Below are 22681 nucleotides of genomic sequence, written 5' to 3' on the forward strand. Positions count from 1 at the left end.
CACTTTTTATTTAGGTGGACTATACAAACCATTTTGGATCATAAAGTATTTCATCGCTTCATTAAGCCACGCCTCTTCTTCTTCCGTATAAGGAGAAGGCATCATATTATTATATTGTTCTTCTACATTCTCTAATTTACCTAGAGAATACATTGTCTCTTCACCGACATACTTAAGAGTCGCTTTCATATGTTCATCAACCAATTTTTGCACTTCTGAATCCTCAATTTGTCTTCCAAATAACCTTTTCACTTCTTTTGCTAAACGCATAAACTCTTTATCAAGTGCTATGTCCTCTTCTTCCGGCTTATTATATAATCCATCAGCCACTTCTTTTGATACATATTCTTCAAGCCATAAATGTTGTTCGTTTTCTTTTTGGATACTATTAATTAAGCTCATTAATATGTTACTATCTACCTCTTCATCTTCCTCAAGGTATACCATTGTTCGTTCAATCGCCTTTATCGAAACTTCAAGTTGTTTTTTCTTTTCTTCAAAGGCTACTCTTTGATTTTGTAATGTTTCTTTTAAGCTTATATTCAAACTTTTCACATTGAGCATGACACGAATTTCTTCTAAACTATATCCTAATACTTTAAGACTCACTATTTTTTGGAGCGCTAATATATCTCTATCTTTATATACACGGTGTCCTGAACTTATATTTTTTTCAGGTTTAAGCAGGCCAAGTTCATCGTAATACTGTAGTGTTCGTATTGATATACCTGTTCTCTTTGAAAACTCACCAATTGAATAGCCTTCCTTTTTGCTCATCCTACACTCCTCCTAACAATATGTTTACAAAAATCATACTCCCTCACGTAACTGTAGGTTCAAGCCTTTTTTCAAAAAGAATGAATCAAGTCCCTCACTGCATATATTGAACTATACCTTTTCTTAAGGAGGGCTTTCTCGATGCGTACTCCTTTATCCTTTGATAAAGATACTGCTATATTGTTAGCATCTTGCTGCGAGTTAACGTATGAACAATATAAACAAAATGGCATTTTCGAAATACCCGATGGGTTCCAATATGTACAAGGGTTTCAAGGAAAGGCCATTCAAAAGACAGAATGGTTCGGATTCATATTAGAATCTGAGGATACGATTATTGTAGCTTTTAGGGGCACACAAACAGATACAGATTGGATTATCGATTCACTCGTCAACCAAAGACCATACCCATACGCTTTAAATAGCGGAAATGTTCATAACGGCTTTCTTTCAATTTATGAATCTTGCCGGGATTCTATTATGGATATGCTCGTGTCATTACCAGCCCATAAGAAACTTCTTGCAACAGGCCATAGCTTAGGCGGCGCGCTCGCCACACTACATATACTCGATGCGCGTATCAACACCGCCTTCGCACAGTACGGTCTTTATACATTTGCCTCTCCCAAAGTGGGCGATATTGCATTTCGTAATTATTATAAACTACAAGTAGCTAGTAGCTTTCGCTTTGTTAATTTATTTGATGTCGTTCCTCTTCTCCCTCCGCGCAATGTCCATTTTAATGAACAAGACTGGGAATATGCACATGTTCATCACAACATGACTTTTACAAAGAACACAAAATCTATTGCAAATAATCATGCCATGACAACATACAAAACATGTCTGACTTCTCATTTTTAACCAGCAAACAATTGGAAATTAAATATCCTTATACTATAATAATATATGAAATTATTTTTTGGATGAGGGGACCTTACATGCTAAAATTTATCTTTGCACTTTTTCTCATTGTAATTTTTACGTTTACGGGTTTCTTTACATTTTCATACTTTGCGACTGGAGAATATGGTGGAACAGGTATCATGTATACTGCCATCCCATTTCCTTCTTAAGCAAAAACGGAAAAACGAGCTTAATGAGATTAAGCTCGTTTTTTAGCAATTATATTCCTCTTTTAAAAGTGAATACACTTTAGCGTCCCTATACGTATTATTCATTTTTACACTTTGTCTCCATGAATAAAAGTCCCTTCAAAAGGGACTTTCACTTAATACTGTGTAACCGCATTACCAATACTCCAAATCTCATTACTATACTGTAAAATCGTTCGATCACTCGCAAAATGACCAGACTGTGCAATATTTAAAATCGACATTTCTAACCACTTCGTTCGGTTCTCATAGGCTCTACCAACAGCTTCTTGCCTTTCCGCATATGGACCAAAATCTCGCAGAACGAAGTATTCATCATTTTGAATTACGAGAGAATCATAAATCGCTTCAAATTCAGCTCCCGAATGTGCAAAGAAACCATTCGTTAACTGATTTACTACTTTTTTAATATGCATATTGTGGTGATAATAGTCACTTGCACGATATCCACCGTTTTGGTAGTAATGAAGAACCTCATCCGCTGTTAAGCCGAAAATGAAGCAGGCATCATCACCGACCCGGTCTTTTATTTCAATATTAGCTCCATCTAATGTTCCGAGTGTAATTGCACCATTCATCATGAATTTCATGTTACCTGTTCCCGATGCTTCTTTACTTGCAGTTGAAATTTGTTCACTTACATCTGCCGCCGGGAATATATCTTCCGCTAAAGAAACTCGGTAGTTTTCTAGAAAGATAACTTTCATAAATTGACTTACGTACGGATCGGTATTCACTTTTCTTGCAAGCTCATTTATTAATTTAATAATTTTCTTCGCATAATAATAGCCAGGTGATGCTTTCGCTCCAAAAATAAAAGTACGCGGGTAAAATGAAAAACTAGTATCCTCTTTTAAACGATTATACAAGTACAAAATATGAAGAACATTTAATAACTGTCGTTTATAAGCATGTAGCCTTTTCACTTGCACATCAAAAATAGAATTTGGATCAATAGTGATCCCCATTTTATTATGAATGCTCTCCGCTAAAATAATCTTACGCTCTTGTTTTACCCCTGCAAGCTTTTCTTGAAAACTAGTATCATGTATGAAGTTTTGCAGTGCTTGCAGCTTAATCGGCTCTTTCTTCCATTCTTCTCCAATCGCTTCCGAAATAAGATTCGTCAGCTGTGGATTCGCCTTCATTAGCCAGCGCCTATGAGCAATTCCATTCGTTTTATTATTAAACTTATCTGGATAAAATTCATAGAACAATCGCATTTCACGCTGCTTTAAAATTTCTGTATGAATTTTCGCCACACCGTTAACGCTATGGCTACCAACAATCGCTAAATGAGCCATTTTCACAAGGTCATGCGCAATAATGGCCATGTCCTCAATACGCTTCCAATCGTACGAATAACGGTCCCAAAGCTCATGACAGAAACGTTCATTAATTTCTTCAATAATCATATAAATTCTCGGTAATAACGGTTTAAAAATGCGAATTGGCCATTTCTCAAGCGCTTCTGATAACGTCGTATGATTCGTATAGGAAATCGTCTGCGTTGTTATGTGCCAAGCTTCTTCCCATGTCAATTTTTCTTCGTCTAATAAAATACGCATAAGTTCTGGAATTGCTAGAACCGGATGTGTATCGTTTATATGAATCGCGATTTTTTCATGTAACTGACGAAGACTACCGTGTCTCTCCCTATGCATACGAACGATATTTTGCAAACTTGCTGATACGAGGAAATACTGTTGTTTTAAACGAAGTATTTTCCCCTCATCATGCGTATCATCTGGATATAAAAACTCCGATACGGCCTCTGTTTCACGCTTATATTTCAAAATATCTTTACAATTTTGCGGGAAAGGAACTGGCTCCGCATTCCAAAGCCGAAGCGTATTTACAGTACTCGTTTCATACCCTACAACTGGAACGTCATATGGTACTGCCATAATAACTTCTGCATTTGTATGCCTGAACTCTAAACGTCCATCAATTTCTAGTGGTTCAACGTTTCCAAAATAACTTACTTCTACGGCTTGGTCATACCTTCTTACTTCCCAAACGTTTTCATGAAGAAGCCACTGTTCTGGAAATTCTACTTGATAGCCATCAACAATTTTTTGATCAAACAGACCATGCTTATAACGAATACCACAGCCATGTCCTGGTAAGTTTAAAGAAGCGAGTGAATCGAGGAAACAGGCTGCTAAACGTCCAAGTCCACCGTTACCAAGGCCAGCATCTGCTTCAATCTCTTCTAACTCGTGCAAAGAAATTCCAAGTTCAAAAAGTCCTTTTTCACATACATCTCGAATGCCTAAATTTAATATGTTACTGCCTAACAAACGCCCAAGTAAAAACTCAATGGATAAATAATACATTTGTTTTTGATCTCCAGAACGATAACTTTCATTCGTTGCAATCCATTGACTATTCATATACTCACGTACCATATGACCGAGCGTATTATACTGATCACGAGTTGTAGAATCTTTGAAACTTTTCCCATACATCGTTTCTAATTTTTCTAAAAAAGCGGATTTGAAGCTTTCAACATGAGTAAACATTTTTTCACCACCTCAATGTTATTCCATGAGACTTTTATACAATTTCTTGTATGCAAGAGCAGATTTCCCCCAGCTATAATCTTCAGTCATCGCTTGCTTTACAAGCTTATCCCATACCGGTTTATCTTGATAAAACTCAATTGCACGAAGAATCGTATGTAACATGTCATGCGCATTAAAATTCGTAAAGCTAAAGCCATTCCCAATTCCAGTGTCCTCATCGTAAGAATGTACAGTATCATTTAATCCGCCTGTTTCTCTTACAATTGGAATCGTGCCATATGCTAGCGCAATAAGTTGTCCAAGTCCACACGGTTCAAACAGCGATGGCATTAAAAACAAATCGCTTCCCGCGTACACTTGGTGCGCTAACGCTTCATTAAACCCAATATATACTTTTACCTTTTCTGGATACTCGTATGCCATCCATTCAAAGAACTGCTCGTATTCAGAATCGCCTGATCCTAAAATAATACATTGTACATCTTCTTCCATTATTTCACGGAATACAGTACGTACTAGATCAAGCCCCTTTTGTTTCGTTAATCGTGTTACCATCGAAATAACTGGTGTATCTTCTTTTTCTGGTAAACCAAAATAACGCTGCAATGCGCGTTTATTTTCATTCTTTTCATCTAGCGATTCTGCACTATACTGAGCCGTAATATATGGATCTGTTTCTGGATTATATACGCTCGTATCAATTCCATTTACAATGCCACTAAGCTTATCATTATATTTTCGTAGCAATCCATCTAACTTCTCACCGAAAAACTCATATTGAATCTCTTCTTTATATGTCGGGCTAACCGCTGTAATTTGGTCAGATGCGATAATACCGCCTTTCATAAAGTTCACGTTTCCATAAAACTCAAGCTGTTCACTATGAAGATATTCATGACCAAGCTCCAGTAAGTCGTACATCACTTCAGGAGGAAACACACCTTGGAACTGCAAGTTATGAATCGTATATACCGTTTTAATATGCTCATATAACGGGTTATCTTGATACTTTTCACGAAGTAAGAAATTAACCATAGCTGTATGCCAATCATGGCTATGAAGAACATCTACTTCGAAATCAAGATGCGGAATACACTCTAAAACTGCTTTTGAAAAATAAGAAAAACGCTCCCCATCATCATAATGGCCATATAGAGAATCTCTCTTAAAATAATATTCATTATCTATTAAGTAATACGTAATCCCGTCCTGCTCACCTTTTAAAATCCCGCAATATTGATTTCTCCATCCAAGAGGAACGTTAATTACTTTATGAAGCGTACATCCTTCTCTTAACTCTTTCGGGATAAGACTGTAGTTTGGAAGTATAATGCGAACATTCACTCCTAATTTTTTTAATTCTTTTGGAAGCGCTCCTGCTACATCAGCTAGACCTCCGGATTTAATAAACGGTACACATTCTGATACTGCAAATAAAATATTCACCTGTTGTTCCACTGCACGAAAAGCGTATACATCATAAATCGCTCTTCTTACAGCTTCCTCCCTTCAAGTTTTCATATAGAGTAAAACCTTAATTAGTGGGGGTTTTCTAAATCCCCCACTAATTATGCACCTGCTATTTACGAATAACTGCTGATTGTACTATTTTGTACACTACCTTTTTCTACAACATATGGCTCATCAGCACTTCCTTTTAACACTACGCCGTCGCCAAGTTTCACATCTTTATCAATAATAACACCGTCTATTATGCAATTATCTCCAATTTTGCTCTTTTGCATAATAATACTATTACGAACAATTGAACCTTTTCCAATTTTAACAGAACGGGAGATAACACTATTTTCCACTTCACCTTCAATAATACTACCGTTTGCAATCATCGTATTTTTCACTACTGCACCCTTCATATAACGAGTTGGCGGCTCATCTTTTACTTTCGTAAAGATTGGTGCTTCTTTCTTAAATAATTGCTTCCAAATAGTAGGCTGCAAAATTTCTAGACTATGCTTATAGTAACTTTCAATCGAATCAATAATAGCTACATATCCTGTATGCTCATACGTAGCAATATGCAGTGATTTCCCGCTCTTTTCTCTCACTACATCAAATAAACTGTATTGCTCCACATCTTTATATGTCTCAAATAAGTCTAGCAATAATTGTTTCTTTAACACATATGTTTGAAGCGAAACCCCTTCATGACAAACTTCAGTAATATCTGCAGACGTATGCATATGTCGCTCTAACACCGCTTGAAAGTTTAACGCTGTTACAAGATGGCTATTCGTAATAACAACATATTCTTCTCTGCTTCTTAGAAAATAATCAATATGTCTTCTAAAATGTGCAAAAGATCCAAATTCGTCATGATCACATTGGCAGTTCGGTGGGAATAAAAACAGTCCATCACGCTTTCTATCTAAATCCCACTGTTTTCCTGAACCGACATGATCCATTAAAGAACGATTTTTATGACTTGTAAAAACCGCCACGCTATGAATATTAGAATTCACCATATTTGAAAGCATGAAATCAATGAGGCGGTAACGGCCTCCAAACGGTAACGCCGCTAATGAACGATGCCCTGTTACTTTCTTTAAGGAAGGAAAACTTCCCGTTGCATTAATAATTCCTAACATTTTTTCTCCCATTCATTTCATCCCCCTTTTCTATTTTCCTTCAGCAATTAGTACTACATCATCAACATTTTTTTCTGGACGAATTATTGTCCCATCTTCAATAACCATTTCCGATCCAACGATCGCTCTTTCAATCACAACGTTTTTACCAATCTTTGCCCCCGGCATAACGACAGAATCGATTACCATACTACCTTCTTCCACCGTCACTCCTTGGAATAAAACAGAATGCTTCACGTCCCCTTCAATGACGCACCCTTCATTAATAAGTGACTCTTCTACTTTTGCCTTTTCTGCAATATATTGAGGTGGCTCGTTTGGATTTACAGAATAAATTCGCCAATTACGATCGTTCAAGTTCAACGATGTTTCATCGCGAAGTAAATCCATATTCGCTTCCCATAAGCTTTTCACCGTTCCAACATCTTTCCAATATCCTTCAAACGGATACGCCATCAACTTCTTCCCTTCATCTAATAAAAGCGGAAGTACATCTTTTCCGAAGTCATTACTAGATTCAGGGTTTCTTGCATCCATCTCTAAATATTCTTTTAAAATAGCCCAGTTAAAAATATAAATTCCCATTGATGCAAGATTACTTCTTGGAAATTGCGGTTTCTCCTCAAATTCAACAACTTCCATCTCTTCATTTGTATTCATTATGCCAAAGCGACTTGCTTCATCCCACGGCACTTCAATAACAGAAATCGAAACGTCCGCTTCTTTCTCAATATGGTAATCTAGCATTTTGCTGTAATCCATTTTATAAATATGATCGCCTGATAAAATAAGGACATATTCTGGTTCATACTGACTTAAATAGTTTAAGTTTTGATAAATAGCACTTGCCGTACCTGTATACCACTTCACACCTGAAGACTCCGCATAAGGAGGTAACACAGTGACTCCACCGTTTACACGATCAAGATCCCAAGCATTTCCGATTCCAATATAATTATGAAGTTCTAACGGTTGATATTGTGTTAAAATCCCCACCGTTTCAATACCGGAGTTTGCACAGTTACTTAACGTAAAATCAATAATGCGATATTTACCACCAAATGGAACAGCTGGCTTGGCTAAATTTTTTGTTAATGCACTTAAACGACTACCTTTTCCCCCTGCTAGTAACATTGCTACGCACTTTTGTTTTTGAGCCATCTTGTTTTTTGCTCCCCTTTCTCGTCTTCACTGGTCGTAATATGGATACGCCAAATGGTGGAATTGTAATTTCTACATGTGCCGCTTGATTATGATATGGCTCTAGAATCGTCTTGAGACGTTTCTTATTAACTTGCCCCGATCCGCCATATTGCGCCGAGTCACTGTTTAAAATTTCGTTATAGTACTCGAAATCTGGTACACCTACTTTATAGTTTTCATATGTAGCTTTCGTAAAATTACATACGACAACTAACGCATCTTCCTGCTTATCCCCTTGGCGGATAAACGAGAAAATACTTTGCTCATTATTATTAGCATCAATCCACTGAAATCCTTCAGGCGAGTGATCTAACTGCCAAAGTGGTTTTGAGCGCTTATACAATGCTATGAGCTCTTTAAAGTAATCATGCATATTACGATGCATTTCAAAATCATGTAAATTCCAATCTAAATCTTCAAGGTCTTTCCACTCATCAAATTGCCCGAATTCTCCACCCATAAAGAGTAATTTCTTACCTGGATGAGTAAAGAAATATCCATATAATAAACGAAGCTGAGCAAACTTATCCCAGTAATCTCCCGGCATTTTATTTAATAACGACTTTTTCCCATGAACGACTTCATCATGAGAAAGCGGCAATATGAAGTTTTCAGAGTGAGCATATATTAAAGAGAATGTCATTTTCTCATGAATGTATTTCCGGTACTCTGGCGCACATTCCATATATTTCAGCACATCATTCATCCAACCCATATTCCATTTATAATTGAATCCAAGTCCACCCTCGTATGTTGGAGCTGTTACAAGTGGCCAAGCTGTTGAATCTTCCGCTGTCATAAGAAACTCTTCATCTTCTGCAAACACGGCTTCATTTAACTCTCGTAAGAAAGAAACAGCATGTTCATTGCTTTGCTCTTTTCCTTCTTTATTCCAGTACAGCATATTCGCAACTGCATCTACCCTGAAACCATCAATATGGAAATATCTCATCCAAAATAACGCATTTGAAATTAAGAAATTACGTACTTCTCTCTTCCCTAAATCAAAATTAACAGTTCCCCATACAAGGTTTTCTTGTACGTCTCTATCTTTATATTCATAAGTCGGTGTCCCATCAAACAAATATAAACCGTGAGCATCTTTACAAAAATGCCCCGGTACCCAATCTAAAATGACACCGATTCCATATTTATGACATTCATCGACAAAATACATCAAATCATGTGGCGTGCCGAATCTACTTGTCGCTACATAATATCCTGTTCCTTGATATCCCCAAGAACGGTCATAGGGATGCTCAACAAGCGGCATAATTTCAATATGTGTAAATTGATGTTCCACCACATACGGAATGAGCTCCTCGGCCATTTCTCTGTAAGAATACAGAGCGCCATCCTCTTTCTTTTTCCAAGAACCGAAATGTAATTCATAAACTGTCATCGCTTCTTTATAAATCGATTTTTTCTTTCTCTTACGAATCCAGTTTTTATCATTCCATTCATATCCCTCTATATCAAAAACTACAGATGCCGTATTTGGTCTTACTTCTGCATATACTGCATAAGGATCCGCTTTTAAAGTAACGTCACCGTCCATCGTTTCAATCGCATACTTATATATATCATTATCTTCAATATGCGGTACAAACAAGGACCAAATCCCCTCTTCTGTCACTTGTAGCATCTTATGTTGCTCATAATCCCATTCATTAAAATCCCCAACAACACTCATTGCTTTCGCATGAGGAGCCCATACTGTGAATCGTACACCTCGCATCCCATCTTCCGTCACAATATGTGCGCCAAAGATGTTATAACTGTCATAGTACTTTTCTGTATGAAACTCATCTCGTTTCACTTCTTCACAATTTATTACATCCAATATGTTCACCTCACTAAGATGACAGAAATTTTTTACTCTTTATCATTTCTGCGAAAAACTGAAATATCCTTGTTATTTTTTAAAAAATATTCGTTTTTTTCTTAAATTTCACTTAAAATTTTCATATTTTCCGTGTAAATTATCGAATTTTGACGAATATTCATTGCAAACGCTTTATTCCCCTTACTATTTCTCACCTTTCATTGTTGCTCAATATTTATTTTATTGGTTTTTCTCTGTATTTCACGCTCTTTCCACGTAAAATACATGCGAAATAATCTATTGTTTAAAAATATTTCTCAACATTTTTTGTCCCAAATTTTATCACTTCCCGACGGAAAACTCCCACCTCAAGGAATAGGTAGGACATGGTCTAATGAGTATGCAGGAGATGAATGGCGTTTAGGAAAAATTGCCACAAGGTTAACTCCTAAAGAATAAGGTGAAACTCTGCTCGCAAATAGTGGGATAACGCACAAAAGCACTCTATTCAAAAATAGAGTGCTTTTTCTATAAACGACCCTTCTCCAGCAAAAGGGGTATATTGGGGATATACAAGGGAAACCGGAAAAGGAATTTATATTAAATTATATAAAAACTCAGAGGTAGGAAGCAGTTTCCCGCCTCTGAATTATTTAGCAATTATTATAGTACTGGTGCCATTGTTTCTTTTAATACTTTTACAGAATGAGCGAATTTCGCTTTTTCTTCTTCATTTAGCTCAAGTTCTACGATTTCACGTACACCTTCGCGGTTAATAACAGCTGGAACACCTACGAAAGCATCTTTCTCACCATATTGACCTTCAAGGTATGCCGATACAGTTAATACGCTGTTCTCGTTGCTTAAGATCGCTTTAGTTACACGAAGTAGTGACATACCGATTCCGTAGTAAGTTGCGCCTTTACGCTCAATAATGTGGTAAGCTGCATCGCGTACATTTTCAAAGATTTTATCTAAATCTTCTTGGTTATACTGTTCGTTGTTCGCTAAGATTGTTTCTAGTTTTTGTACACCTACAGTAGCGTGGCTCCATACTGGAAGTTCAGTGTCACCGTGCTCACCAACGATGTAAGCATGAACGTTACGTGGATCTACATCTAAGTAGTCACCTAACATGTAACGGAAACGAGCAGAGTCTAAAGTAGTACCAGAACCGATTACGCGCTCTTTCGGTAAACCAGATTCTTTCCAAGTTACGTAAGTTAAAATATCAACTGGGTTAGTTGCGATTAAGAAGATTCCATCGAATCCGCTATCCATAATGCCGCGAACGATTTGTTTAAAGATCTTTGTATTTTTCTCAACTAAGTCTAAACGAGTTTCGCCTGGCTTTTGTGGTAATCCAGCAGTGATAACTACTAAATCTGCATCTTTACAATCTGCATAGCTACCGCTCCAAACTTTTGTTGGTGCTGGAGAGAATGGTACCGCATGGCTTAAGTCCATTGCTTCTCCTTCTGCTTTTGCTTCATTAACATCTACTAGTACGAATTCTTCAGCTACACCTTGGTTGATCATTGAGTAAGCGTAACTACAACCTACAGCTCCTGTTCCTACTAATACTACGCGATTGATACCTTTTTTCATGGTAATTTCCCCTTTCAATTGTTTACATCTATTTTTTATTATTGTTTAAGTAATTAATTAAAATACTAATTTAATGTTGTTTAACTTCTTTACATACATATTGTAGCACGGATTATTGTGAATTCCTTCACAAATTATGACCTATTTGTGAACTTTTTCACATAGAGTGTAAAGTTATTAGAGTGCGGGTGAAATCCATCTCAATGGAGGCGTTTTCTTTAGATTGTGAAAGGGTTTTTCTTAGGTTTTTTGTCGGTAAGTGAAATTATATCGACGATTATTTAAATATATCAACGATTTTTAGAATATATCTACCGTAACTCAAAATATATCAACGATTCGACAAGGAATATCGACTTACCGACAAAACCCTATAATAATAACAGCATAAAGAAGCTGCCTTCAGTAGATCACCTATTGAAAGACAGCTTCTGGATTAAAGCGTTGATTCAGTCCTTCTGAGCTCATAAGTACACCTGTAGAAACTTCTAACTGACTGCACAATTGTATAAATGATGTGCTAGCAATTTCTTGACTGAGCCATACGCAAAGGGCAATGAGTTCGTTTGCTTGATACTTGCTAGATCGCTGTATAAAACCAACTTGTTTGGCGATCTCTTGTAGGACTACTGGAGCTCTTGTGCGAAAAGGTCCAGTTCATTTGAAATGATAGACTTCATCAAAAACGCCATCCTTTCTGTATAATTCTACAAAAAGAATAGCGTTTTTTTGATTACATGGATACAAATTTATCTTAGCTTGATAGTGATGTTTTTTTCCATACACATCAAGTTAACACAACGTCACTTATTAACAGTCAATAGACATGGAAACCTAGCAAAGCCCTTCAATTATTGTAGTAAAACAGTCATTTTTAAATCTTCAGAACCTCCATTTTTTAAAGTATCATTTTGACCACTAAGATACGTAGGTTTAATTGTTAAGGATTTTGGAGGATTATCCATTGGTGGAAGAGCTAAAACAATATGGTGTCCGTATAGTCCCGTGCTACCAACTTGCAAGCTGACTCCTTCGTAGATTTTTCCTTTATCATCAGTGACAGTATAATCAAGTGCTGGCCAACTATCATTAGCTTCCATTTCTTTTGGATAATCAAAGGTCAAATCAATCCTCGTTGAAAGTGAAGAAAAAGTTACTTGATCTACTGTTAATGCATACAGATTATCTTTCGTTAATGTTTTTATATTAGGAGTAAATTTACGAATCTCACCTTCAACTTTTGTAAGAGGAAATGCTACATTCCATGTTCCTGCTTTTCCAAATAAATCTTCTCCATGGACGGAAACATCAATTTTATCACCAAATTCACCGTAATTAGCCAGAGTGAATTCATGCTGCTCAATAATGGTGTTTCGTCCTTTTGACTTCTGTGAAGTAGAACTAATTGCAGCTCTGACTTCTTTCCCATTAATGGTTACATAACTAAATCCAGCTTTCTCTTCATTGCTATTGGAAATAGTATTTTCTCCTTTGTATTCCACCGTGATCACTAAACGTCCGCCATCGTAAACAGCTTCTTTCACATTCATCGTTAAACCACTATGGTTATCTTGTCTTTCAATTGATGTAGCAAGCTCATCCTTTTCAATTTTATCAGAAGCAATATCATTAAATTGTGCATAAATGGGGCCTATAACTGGAACACTCGATAAAGTCTTTGCCATAGCAGGAGAAATGAATCCAAAACCTAAGAGAGAAACACATATTCCACAAGCAACAAGACTAGAATACTTGATTGTTTTTTTTCTACGGTATTGATTTTTCTTAGCTTGAAGCATGGCTGTTTTTTCTCTTTGAATTAACCGGTCTTCTGGTATAGGAATATCATTGATATGGTGATTAAATTCTTCTTTATTCATAACTATATCCCTCCTTTAAAATGGGGCGTAAGGCTTGCTTTGCTCGATGTAATTGAGATTTTACCGTTCCTTCTGGAGAGTTAAGAACCTCAGCAATTTCCTTAATAGATAAATCGTGATAATACCTTAATAAAATAATAGTTTTGTAAGTAGGATCTAAGAAATTAAATGCCTCGGTTAAATCCAATGATTGTTCTAATTTATTCATGCTTTCTTCTGTACATAAATTAGCAAATATTTCATCATTCGCAACAAATTGTCTAGAGGATTTTCTTACAAAATCAATGGATTTAAAAACAAGAATTTTGGTAATCCAACTTTGAAATTTCTCCGGCTTTTTTAATTTTCTCAGTGAAAGATATGCTTCATAAATTGTTTCTTGGTATATATCCAGTGCATCTTGTTCATTTCTTACATAAGAATAGGCTGTTCGATATAATTTCGGGCGAACAAAAGTAATAAGTTGTTCAAATGCTTGATCATTTCCTCTTGTTGCTTGTTTTACTAGATAGGCTATGTCCATTTTTATTTCTTCCTCCCTTTACTAATATAGTCGAATGAGAGAATAAAAAGGTTGCAAAAATAAGTGCATATACATAAATCTCCTACAACTTATTGCAATGATTAATATCCAGCATTAAAGAAAAGACACCAGAAATCCAGATAGAAATAAGAGCCAAATATATAGCTTGTTCATACCAAATTTAAAGTAAAAAAGATCTCCCAAAACGGAAAAACGAGCTGAATTCTCATAAATAACTGTAAAAAAGGTAAAATTCTCGTTATGGGGGTGTCTTAAAATCTTAGCTTGATGGGCATGTGATGTTAGCTCTATTTTAAGCAAATATCTATAAATACTTTTTGATGTTTCTATAATGACCTTTTCATACTCCATCGCTCTCTCCTTTCTATTAGTTAGACGTTTCAAATAGAAAAAAGTATACAAAAATCTATAAAAAAAAACAGACTATCAAAAGTCCACTTTTATACAACAAAAAAGAGATAGCAGATTATGCTATCTCTTTTAGTATGACCCGTACGGGATTCGAACCCGTGTTACCGCCGTGAAAGGGCGGTGTCTTAACCACTTGACCAACGGGCCAAAATCTGGCAGAGAAGAAGGGATTCGAACCCTCGCACCGCGTTCGCGATCTACTCCCTTAGCAGGGGAGCCCCTTGAGCCACTTGGGTACTTCTCTATAATATGGCTCCGCAGGTAGGACTCGAACCTACGACCGATCGGTTAACAGCCGATAGCTCTACCACTGAGCTACTGCGGAATAATTATGGTGGGCCTAAATGGACTCGAACCATCGACCTCACGCTTATCAGGCGTGCGCTCTAACCAGCTGAGCTATAGGCCCATAAAAAGCGGGTGAAGAGAATCGAACTCTCGACCAGAGCTTGGAAGGCTCTTGTTTTACCACTAAACTACACCCGCATTAAATTAAAAATGGTGAGCCATGAAGGATTCGAACCTTCGACCCTCTGATTAAAAGTCAGATGCTCTACCAACTGAGCTAATGGCTCATTTTGAAAGTGGTGCCGGCTAGAGGACTTGAACCCCCAACCTACTGATTACAAGTCAGTTGCTCTACCAATTGAGCTAAGCCGGCTTGCGATTTCAAAATGGTGGCTCGGGACGGAATCGAACCGCCGACACGAGGATTTTCAGTCCTCTGCTCTACCGACTGAGCTACCGAGCCTTTATGTAAAAAAATGGCGGTCCCGACCGGGGTCGAACCGGCGATCTCCTGCGTGACAGGCAGGCATGTTAACCACTACACCACGGGACCATTTGGTTGCGGGGACAGGATTTGAACCTGCGACCTTCGGGTTATGAGCCCGACGAGCTACCGTACTGCTCCACCCCGCGATGATATAATATTTAATTTAGAAAAAATGGAGGAGGTAGAGGGATTCGAACCCCCGCGCGACTCTCGCCGCCTGTCGGTTTTCAAGACCGATCCCTTCAGCCGAACTTGGGTATACCTCCGAGATATGAACTTTGAGTGGTGGACCTTGTAGGACTCGAACCTACGACCGGACGGTTATGAGCCGTCTGCTCTAACCAGCTGAGCTAAAGGTCCTTTATGGTAGCGGCGGAGGGGATCGAACCCCCGACCTCACGGGTATGAACCGTACGCTCTAGCCAGCTGAGCTACACCGCCATAAGTTATATTCAAATAAGTGGAGCCTAGCGGGATCGAACCGCTGACCTCCTGCGTGCAAGGCAGGCGCTCTCCCAGCTGAGCTAAGGCCCCATATTTTGAAAATATCGGGAAGACAGGATTTGAACCTGCGACCCCCTGGTCCCAAACCAGGTGCTCTACCAAGCTGAGCCACTTCCCGTTAATAAAAAACGCGCCCGAGAGGAGTCGAACCCCTAACCTCTTGATCCGTAGTCAAACGCTCTATCCAATTGAGCTACGGGCGCATATGGTGCCGAGGGCGGGGGTCGAACCCGCACGGTGGTCACCCACCGCAGGATTTTAAGTCCTGTGCGTCTGCCTGTTCCGCCACCCCGGCATGTCATACTGAAAATTGGAGCGGAAGACGGGATTCGAACCCGCGACCCCAACCTTGGCAAGGTTGTATTCTACCACTGAACTACTTCCGCAAGACATGTTTGAGTTATTTTATTAAAAGTGCGGGTGAAGGGAGTCGAACCCCCACGCCAAAGGCGCTAGATCCTAAGTCTAGTGCGTCTGCCAATTCCGCCACACCCGCATATTATAATTTAAAAAGAAAAAATGGGGCGACTGATGGGAATTGAACCCACGAGTGCCGGAGCCACAATCCGGTGCGTTAACCACTTCGCCACAACCGCCATGATTTTCTGGTGCCGACTAGAGGACTTGAACCCCCAACCTACTGATTACAAGTCAGTTGCTCTACCAATTGAGCTAAGTCGGCTAAATGGTGGAGGATGACGGGATCGAACCGCCGACCCCCTGCTTGTAAGGCAGGTGCTCTCCCAGCTGAGCTAATCCTCCGAATTGCCTGGCAACGTCCTACTCTCACAGGGACAAGGTCCCAACTACCATCGGCGCTAGAGAGCTTAACTTCCGTGTTCGGTATGGGAACGGGTGTGACCTCTCTGCCATCATTACCAGACTGTATTCATTTAAGGCAAGAATTATCATAACTTATTCGACATTTAAAGTCAACAAGTTTTTTATATTCTTTCAAAACTAGATAACATTGCTTCATATTATATGGTTAAGTCCTCGATCTATTAGTATTCGTCAGCTCCACATGTCACCATGCTTCCACCTCGAACCTATCAACCTGATCATCTTTCAGGGATCTTACTAGCTTACGCTATGGGAAATCTCATCTTGAGGGGGGCTTCATGCTTAGATGCTTTCAGCACTTATCCCTTCCGCACATAGCTACCCAGCTATGCCCTTGGCAGAACAACTGGTACACCAGCGGTGCGTCCATCCCGGTCCTCTCGTACTAAGGACAGCTCCTCTCAAATTTCCTGCGCCCACGACGGATAGGGACCGAACTGTCTCACGACGTTCTGAACCCAGCTCGCGTACCGCTTTAATGGGCGAACAGCCCAACCCTTGGGACCGACTACAGCCCCAGGATGCGATGAGCCGACATCGAGGTGCCAAACCTCCCCGTCGATGTGGACTCTTGGGGGAGATAAGCCTGTTATCCCCGGGGTAGCTTTTATCCGTTGAGCGATGGCCCTTCCATGCGGAACCACCGGATCACTAAGCCCGACTTTCGTCCCTGCTCGACTTGTAGGTCTCGCAGTCAAGCTCCCTTATGCCTTTGCACTCTACGAATGATTTCCAACCATTCTGAGGGAACCTTTGGGCGCCTCCGTTACACTTTAGGAGGCGACCGCCCCAGTCAAACTGCCCACCTGACACTGTCTCCCGGGTCGATAAGACCCGTAGGTTAGAATTTCAATACAGTCAGGGCGGTATCCCACCAGCGCCTCCACCGAAGCTAGCGCTCCGGTTTCAATGGCTCCCGCCTATCCTGTACAAACTGTACCAAAATTCAATATCAGGCTACAGTAAAGCTCCACGGGGTCTTTCCGTCCTGTCGCGGGTAACCTGCATCTTCACAGGTACTATAATTTCACCGAGTCTCTGGTTGAGACAGTGCCCAAATCGTTACACCTTTCGTGCGGGTCGGAACTTACCCGACAAGGAATTTCGCTACCTTAGGACCGTTATAGTTACGGCCGCCGTTTACTGGGGCTTCAGTTCAGAGCTTCGCTTACGCTAACCCCTCTCCTTAACCTTCCAGCACCGGGCAGGTGTCAGCCCCTATACTTCGCCTTACGGCTTCGCAGAGACCTGTGTTTTTGCTAAACAGTCGCTTGGGCCTATTCACTGCGGCTTTCCGTTAAGAAAGCACCCCTTCTCCCGAAGTTACGGGGTCATTTTGCCGAGTTCCTTAACCAGAGTTCTCTCGCACACCTTAGGATTCTCTCCTCGCCTACCTGTGTCGGTTTGCGGTACAGGCACCTTTTATCTCGCTAGAAGCTTTTCTTGGCAGCGGGGAATCAAAGACTTCGCTCCATAAGGAGCTTCCCCATCACAGCTCAGCCTTCACGATAAGCGGATTTGCCTACTTATCAGCCTAACTGCTTGGACGTGCACAACCAATCGCACGCTTCTTCTATCCTTCTGCGTCCCTCCATTGCTCAAACGATAAAGAGGTGGTACAGGAATATCAACCTGTTGTCCATCGCCTACGCCTGTCGGCCTCGGCTTAGGTCCTGACTAACCCTGAGCGGACGAGCCTTCCTCAGGAAACCTTAGGCATTCGGTGGACGGGATTCTCACCCGTCTTTCGCTACTCATACCGGCATTCTCACTTCTAAGCGCTCCACCAGTCCTTCCGGTCTGACTTCACTGCACTTAGAACGCTCCCCTACCACTGATACCATTGGTATCAATTCGCAGCTTCGGTGGTGTATTTAGCCCCGGTACATTTTCGGCGCAGAGTCACTCGACTAGTGAGCTATTACGCACTCTTTAAATGGTGGCTGCTTCTGAGCCAACATCCTAGTTGTCTAAGCAACTCCACATCCTTTTCCACTTAATACACACTTTGGGACCTTAGCTGGCGATCTGGGCTGTTTCCCTCTTGACTACGGATCTTATCACTCGCAGTCTGACTCCTAAGGATAAGTCATTGGCATTCGGAGTTTGACTGAATTCGGTAATCCGATGAGGACCCCTAGTTCAATCAGTGCTCTACCTCCAAGACTCTTACACTTAAGGCTAGCCCTAAAGCTATTTCGGGGAGAACCAGCTATCTCCAGGTTCGATTGGAATTTCTCCGCTACCCACACCTCATCCCCGCACTTTTCAACGTGCGTGGGTTCGGGCCTCCATTCAGTGTTACCTGAACTTCACCCTGGACATGGGTAGATCACCTGGTTTCGGGTCTACGACCACGTACTAAACGCCCTATTCAGACTCGCTTTCGCTGCGGCTCCGCCTCTTCAGCTTAACCTCGCACGGGATCGTAACTCGCCGGTTCATTCTACAAAAGGCACGCCATCACCCATTAACGGGCTCTGACTATTTGTAGGCACACGGTTTCAGGATCTCTTTCACTCCCCTTCCGGGGTGCTTTTCACCTTTCCCTCACGGTACTGGTTCACTATCGATCACTAGGGAGTATTTAGCCTTGGGAGATGGTCCTCCCAGATTCCGACGGAATTTCACGTGTTCCGCCGTACTCAGGATACATTCAAGAGAGAACGAAGTTTCGACTACGGGGTTATTACCCTCTGTGACGGACCTTTCCAGGTCGCTTCGTCTACCTCGTTCCTTTGTAACTCCGTATAGAATGTCCTACAACCCCAAGAGGCAAGCCTCTTGGTTTGGGCTAGATTCCGTTTCGCTCGCCGCTACTCAGGAAATCGCATTTGCTTTCTCTTCCTCCAGGTACTTAGATGTTTCAGTTCCCTGGGTCTGTCTTCCATACCCTATGTATTCAGGTAAGGATACCATACCATTACGTATAGTGGGTTTCCCCATTCGGAAATCTTCGGATCAAAGCTTACTTACAGCTCCCCGAAGCATATCGGCGTTAGTCCCGTCCTTCATCGACTCCTAGTGTCAAGGCATCCACCGTGCGCCCTTTCTAACTTAACCAAACTAAAATTAAAAAAATATGAGCTACACTGTTATCTAGTTTTCAAAGAACATACATTTAAACTTGAGAGATAGTTCTCTCAAAACTGAACGAAACAAAACAAGTCAACGTTTATTGATGAACTGCGTTCATCAATTCTCCATAGAAAGGAGGTGATCCAGCCGCACCTTCCGATACGGCTACCTTGTTACGACTTCACCCCAATCATCTGTCCCACCTTAGGCGGCTGGCTCCATAAAGGTTACCCCACCGACTTCGGGTGTTACAAACTCTCGTGGTGTGACGGGCGGTGTGTACAAGGCCCGGGAACGTATTCACCGCGGCATGCTGATCCGCGATTACTAGCGATTCCAGCTTCATGTAGGCGAGTTGCAGCCTACAATCCGAACTGAGAACGGTTTTATGAGATTAGCTCCACCTCGCGGTCTTGCAGCTCTTTGTACCGTCCATTGTAGCACGTGTGTAGCCCAGGTCATAAGGGGCATGATGATTTGACGTCATCCCCACCTTCCTCCGGTTTGTCACCGGCAGTCACCTTAGAGTGCCCAACTTAATGATGGCAACTAAGATCAAGGGTTGCGCTCGTTGCGGGACTTAACCCAACATCTCACGACACGAGCTGACGACAACCATGCACCACCTGTCACTCTGCTCCCGAAGGAGAAGCTCTATCTCTAGAGTTTTCAGAGGATGTCAAGACCTGGTAAGGTTCTTCGCGTTGCTTCGAATTAAACCACATGCTCCACCGCTTGTGCGGGCCCCCGTCAATTCCTTTGAGTTTCAGCCTTGCGGCCGTACTCCCCAGGCGGAGTGCTTAATGCGTTAACTTCAGCACTAAAGGGCGGAAACCCTCTAACACTTAGCACTCATCGTTTACGGCGTGGACTACCAGGGTATCTAATCCTGTTTGCTCCCCACGCTTTCGCGCCTCAGTGTCAGTTACAGACCAGAAAGTCGCCTTCGCCACTGGTGTTCCTCCATATCTCTACGCATTTCACCGCTACACATGGAATTCCACTTTCCTCTTCTGCACTCAAGTCTCCCAGTTTCCAATGACCCTCCACGGTTGAGCCGTGGGCTTTCACATCAGACTTAAGAAACCACCTGCGCGCGCTTTACGCCCAATAATTCCGGATAACGCTTGCCACCTACGTATTACCGCGGCTGCTGGCACGTAGTTAGCCGTGGCTTTCTGGTTAGGTACCGTCAAGGTGCCAGCTTATTCAACTAGCACTTGTTCTTCCCTAACAACAGAGTTTTACGACCCGAAAGCCTTCATCACTCACGCGGCGTTGCTCCGTCAGACTTTCGTCCATTGCGGAAGATTCCCTACTGCTGCCTCCCGTAGGAGTCTGGGCCGTGTCTCAGTCCCAGTGTGGCCGATCACCCTCTCAGGTCGGCTACGCATCGTCGCCTTGGTGAGCCGTTACCTCACCAACTAGCTAATGCGACGCGGGTCCATCCATAAGTGACAGCCGAAGCCGCCTTTCAATTTCGAACTATGCAGTTCAAAATATTATCCGGTATTAGCCCCGGTTTCCCGGAGTTATCCCAGTCTTATGGGTAGGTTACCCACGTGTTACTCACCCGTCCGCCGCTAACTTCATAAGAGCAAGCTCTTAATCCATTCGCTCGACTTGCATGTATTAGGCACGCCGCCAGCGTTCATCCTGAGCCAGGATCAAACTCTCCAATAAAGTTAGTTTGTCTAGCATCTAAAAATAAAAATTGACGTTCACGTTGTTTGTTTCGTTCAGTTTTCAAAGAACTTATCTGCCGCTTCAGAAGCGACTTCATCATATTAACATCTTCATTTTTCGATGTCAACTATGTTTTTCAATTTCTTTTTTGTCGTTTTCTGCGTTTCTGCATCAGCGACGTTTATTAATATATCATGTGAAAAAATGAAATGCAACACCTTTTGAAAACTTTTTTGAAACCAACTACAATTCTTTTTTAATATCATATACTTAAACGAAACATCTCTTTCATTTCTAAGTAATTCCTACATATATTCTATAGAAAGTCACTCTGTCAAAAAACGTTTCTTTCTATATAAAGTGAAACTTTAATCAGTGGGGGGTATTCATCCCCCACTGATTATTAGCCTTCACCAATCGGGCATTTACGGGCAGTCGTCTCCCACCTAACTTTCTCGCATTCGGCGAATTTTGAGGCGGGGCTGACTGCCCGCAAATAGTGGGATAAACGTTTTATTCATATACCATATCATACAAGGAGGAATATACATGGACTACACCGACTTATTAATAAAACTAGGTCTCTCGGCTATTTTAGGATTCGCTATCGGTTTAGAGCGCGAATTAAAACGTAAACCACTCGGCTTAAAAACGTGTTTAGTTATTTCTATTATTAGTTGCCTCCTAACTATTGTTTCTATTAAAGCAGCTTACAACTTACCACATACCGATCATATGAATATGGATCCACTTCGACTTGCCGCTCAAATTGTATCAGGAATTGGTTTTTTAGGTGCCGGTGTAATTTTACGCAGAGGAAACGATAGTATTGCGGGGTTAACGACCGCCGCTATGATTTGGGGTGCTTCTGGCATCGGCATTGCCGTTGGAGCTGGTTTCTATATCGAGGCTATTTTCGGAATGTGTTTCCTTATGATTAGTGTAGAACTTATACCATTAGCGATGAAATACGTCGGTCCTAGATCATTTCGCCAACGTGATATCGCAGTGAGACTCGTTGTACGAAATATGGACAATATCCCGACCGTAATTGAAGAAATAAAAGAAATGGATATAAAAGTTAAGAACATGAAGCTCAAAACATTGGAAAATGGTTCGCACTATTTACATTTAAAATTGTCTATCGATCAAAAAAGACATACTGCTGATGTTTATTATGCTCTTCAGCATCTTGAAAGTGTTCAACAAACTGAAGTTGAAAGTATGTATTAATTATGGAATGAACTCTCTTTTTAATTAGAGAGTTTTTCTTTTTTCTATAATGGTAACAATGAATG

General features: G+C 40.7%; 12 protein-coding genes, 22 tRNA genes, 3 rRNA genes and 2 pseudogenes. 3 read left to right on the forward strand and 36 right to left on the reverse strand.

Annotated features, from left to right (window positions below; all coding sequences use genetic code 11):
- Positions 1–6: 6 nt before the first annotated feature.
- Positions 7–777 carry a MerR family transcriptional regulator gene (locus MHH66_RS24270; protein ID WP_078184714.1) on the reverse strand — a complete coding sequence of 257 codons (771 nt, stop codon included), beginning with the start codon at positions 775–777 and terminating at the stop codon, positions 7–9.
- 141 nt (positions 778–918) lie between these two features.
- Between MHH66_RS24270 and MHH66_RS24275 the strand changes: the two genes are divergently transcribed.
- Together MHH66_RS24275 and MHH66_RS24280 are read left to right on the forward strand one after the other, a co-directional pair.
- Complete coding sequence (locus tag MHH66_RS24275; RefSeq protein WP_063218177.1) at positions 919–1641, forward strand: lipase family protein; 723 nt, start codon at positions 919–921, stop codon at positions 1639–1641.
- A 77-nt stretch (positions 1642–1718) separates the two neighbouring features.
- On the forward strand, positions 1719–1853 hold the full coding sequence (locus MHH66_RS24280; protein WP_098167658.1) for a hypothetical protein: 135 nt from the start codon (positions 1719–1721) through the stop codon (positions 1851–1853).
- A 155-nt stretch (positions 1854–2008) separates the two neighbouring features.
- Here the strand turns inward: MHH66_RS24280 and glgP are convergent, their stop codons facing one another.
- The 35 genes and pseudogenes from glgP to MHH66_RS24455 form a co-directional block, all read right to left on the reverse strand.
- The gene (gene glgP, locus MHH66_RS24285; RefSeq protein ID WP_078184715.1) at positions 2009–4417 is read right to left on the reverse strand and encodes a glycogen phosphorylase; all 2409 of its coding nucleotides are present in this window, start codon (positions 4415–4417) and stop codon (positions 2009–2011) included.
- Positions 4418–4435: 18 nt separating this feature from the next.
- The gene (glgA, locus tag MHH66_RS24290; protein WP_040963129.1) at positions 4436–5866 is read right to left on the reverse strand and encodes a glycogen synthase GlgA; all 1431 of its coding nucleotides are present in this window, start codon (positions 5864–5866) and stop codon (positions 4436–4438) included.
- Positions 5867–6003: 137 nt separating this feature from the next.
- Positions 6004–7038 carry a glucose-1-phosphate adenylyltransferase subunit GlgD gene (gene glgD, locus MHH66_RS24295; protein ID WP_040963130.1) on the reverse strand — a complete coding sequence of 345 codons (1035 nt, stop codon included), beginning with the start codon at positions 7036–7038 and terminating at the stop codon, positions 6004–6006.
- 18 nt (positions 7039–7056) lie between these two features.
- Positions 7057–8187 carry a glucose-1-phosphate adenylyltransferase gene (gene glgC, locus MHH66_RS24300; RefSeq protein WP_002129671.1) on the reverse strand — a complete coding sequence of 377 codons (1131 nt, stop codon included), beginning with the start codon at positions 8185–8187 and terminating at the stop codon, positions 7057–7059.
- On the reverse strand, positions 8135–10072 hold the full coding sequence (gene glgB, locus MHH66_RS24305) for a 1,4-alpha-glucan branching protein GlgB (RefSeq protein WP_078184716.1): 1938 nt from the start codon (positions 10070–10072) through the stop codon (positions 8135–8137). The genes glgC and glgB overlap by 53 nt, the downstream gene beginning before the upstream one ends.
- A gap of 645 nt (positions 10073–10717) precedes the next feature.
- The gene (locus MHH66_RS24310; RefSeq protein WP_002129674.1) at positions 10718–11662 is read right to left on the reverse strand and encodes an L-lactate dehydrogenase; all 945 of its coding nucleotides are present in this window, start codon (positions 11660–11662) and stop codon (positions 10718–10720) included.
- A gap of 423 nt (positions 11663–12085) precedes the next feature.
- Positions 12086–12342: pseudogene (locus MHH66_RS24315) on the reverse strand (IS4 family transposase); the annotation flags it as partial.
- Between the two features lie 171 nt (positions 12343–12513).
- A complete protein-coding gene (locus tag MHH66_RS24320; protein WP_012261906.1) occupies positions 12514–13542 on the reverse strand; it encodes a DUF4179 domain-containing protein in 1029 nt (342 codons plus the stop codon).
- The gene (locus MHH66_RS24325) at positions 13535–14065 is read right to left on the reverse strand and encodes a sigma-70 family RNA polymerase sigma factor (RefSeq protein WP_012261907.1); all 531 of its coding nucleotides are present in this window, start codon (positions 14063–14065) and stop codon (positions 13535–13537) included. The genes MHH66_RS24320 and MHH66_RS24325 overlap by 8 nt, the downstream gene beginning before the upstream one ends.
- A 309-nt stretch (positions 14066–14374) precedes the next feature.
- Positions 14375–14437 (reverse strand): annotated as a pseudogene (locus MHH66_RS24330) (RNA polymerase subunit sigma-70); the annotation flags it as partial.
- Between the two features lie 135 nt (positions 14438–14572).
- Positions 14573–14644, reverse strand: a tRNA-Glu gene (locus MHH66_RS24335).
- A gap of 6 nt (positions 14645–14650) precedes the next feature.
- Positions 14651–14741, reverse strand: a tRNA-Ser gene (locus MHH66_RS24340).
- Between the two features lie 6 nt (positions 14742–14747).
- Positions 14748–14822, reverse strand: a tRNA-Asn gene (locus MHH66_RS24345).
- Positions 14823–14829: 7 nt separating this feature from the next.
- A tRNA-Ile gene (locus MHH66_RS24350) sits at positions 14830–14906 on the reverse strand.
- Between the two features lie 6 nt (positions 14907–14912).
- A tRNA-Gly gene (locus MHH66_RS24355) sits at positions 14913–14983 on the reverse strand.
- Positions 14984–14996: 13 nt separating this feature from the next.
- A tRNA-Lys gene (locus MHH66_RS24360) sits at positions 14997–15072 on the reverse strand.
- A 10-nt stretch (positions 15073–15082) separates the two neighbouring features.
- Positions 15083–15158: transfer RNA gene (locus MHH66_RS24365), tRNA-Thr, on the reverse strand.
- A gap of 14 nt (positions 15159–15172) precedes the next feature.
- Positions 15173–15248, reverse strand: a tRNA-Phe gene (locus MHH66_RS24370).
- 14 nt (positions 15249–15262) lie between these two features.
- Positions 15263–15338, reverse strand: a tRNA-Asp gene (locus MHH66_RS24375).
- Positions 15339–15341: 3 nt separating this feature from the next.
- Positions 15342–15418: transfer RNA gene (locus MHH66_RS24380), tRNA-Met, on the reverse strand.
- Between the two features lie 27 nt (positions 15419–15445).
- Positions 15446–15538 (reverse strand) — tRNA-Ser (locus MHH66_RS24385).
- Positions 15539–15555: 17 nt separating this feature from the next.
- Positions 15556–15632: transfer RNA gene (locus MHH66_RS24390), tRNA-Ile, on the reverse strand.
- A gap of 4 nt (positions 15633–15636) precedes the next feature.
- Positions 15637–15713, reverse strand: a tRNA-Met gene (locus MHH66_RS24395).
- Positions 15714–15733: 20 nt separating this feature from the next.
- Positions 15734–15806, reverse strand: a tRNA-Ala gene (locus MHH66_RS24400).
- 14 nt (positions 15807–15820) lie between these two features.
- Positions 15821–15894 (reverse strand) — tRNA-Pro (locus tag MHH66_RS24405).
- Between the two features lie 11 nt (positions 15895–15905).
- Positions 15906–15979: transfer RNA gene (locus MHH66_RS24410), tRNA-Arg, on the reverse strand.
- 3 nt (positions 15980–15982) lie between these two features.
- A tRNA-Leu gene (locus MHH66_RS24415) sits at positions 15983–16071 on the reverse strand.
- A 16-nt stretch (positions 16072–16087) separates the two neighbouring features.
- Positions 16088–16162: transfer RNA gene (locus tag MHH66_RS24420), tRNA-Gly, on the reverse strand.
- A gap of 29 nt (positions 16163–16191) precedes the next feature.
- Positions 16192–16272 (reverse strand) — tRNA-Leu (locus tag MHH66_RS24425).
- A 24-nt stretch (positions 16273–16296) separates the two neighbouring features.
- Positions 16297–16372 (reverse strand) — tRNA-His (locus tag MHH66_RS24430).
- Between the two features lie 10 nt (positions 16373–16382).
- Positions 16383–16458 (reverse strand) — tRNA-Thr (locus MHH66_RS24435).
- 4 nt (positions 16459–16462) lie between these two features.
- Positions 16463–16538 (reverse strand) — tRNA-Val (locus MHH66_RS24440).
- 5 nt (positions 16539–16543) lie between these two features.
- Positions 16544–16659, reverse strand: a 5S ribosomal RNA gene (gene rrf, locus MHH66_RS24445).
- A 101-nt stretch (positions 16660–16760) separates the two neighbouring features.
- Positions 16761–19682, reverse strand: a 23S ribosomal RNA gene (locus MHH66_RS24450).
- 146 nt (positions 19683–19828) lie between these two features.
- A 16S ribosomal RNA gene (locus tag MHH66_RS24455) occupies positions 19829–21380 on the reverse strand.
- Together the 16S, 23S and 5S rRNA genes with 22 tRNA genes alongside form the textbook arrangement of a ribosomal RNA operon.
- Before the next feature lie 552 nt (positions 21381–21932).
- Between MHH66_RS24455 and MHH66_RS24460 the strand changes: the two genes are divergently transcribed.
- Positions 21933–22616, forward strand: a complete 684-nt coding sequence (locus MHH66_RS24460; protein ID WP_002143579.1) for an MgtC/SapB family protein — start codon at positions 21933–21935, stop codon at positions 22614–22616.
- Positions 22617–22681 lie beyond the last annotated feature (65 nt).

The organism is Bacillus sp. FSL H8-0492 (genome assembly GCF_038006145.1).
Classification (GTDB): Bacteria; Bacillota; Bacilli; order Bacillales; family Bacillaceae_G; genus Bacillus_A; species Bacillus_A mycoides.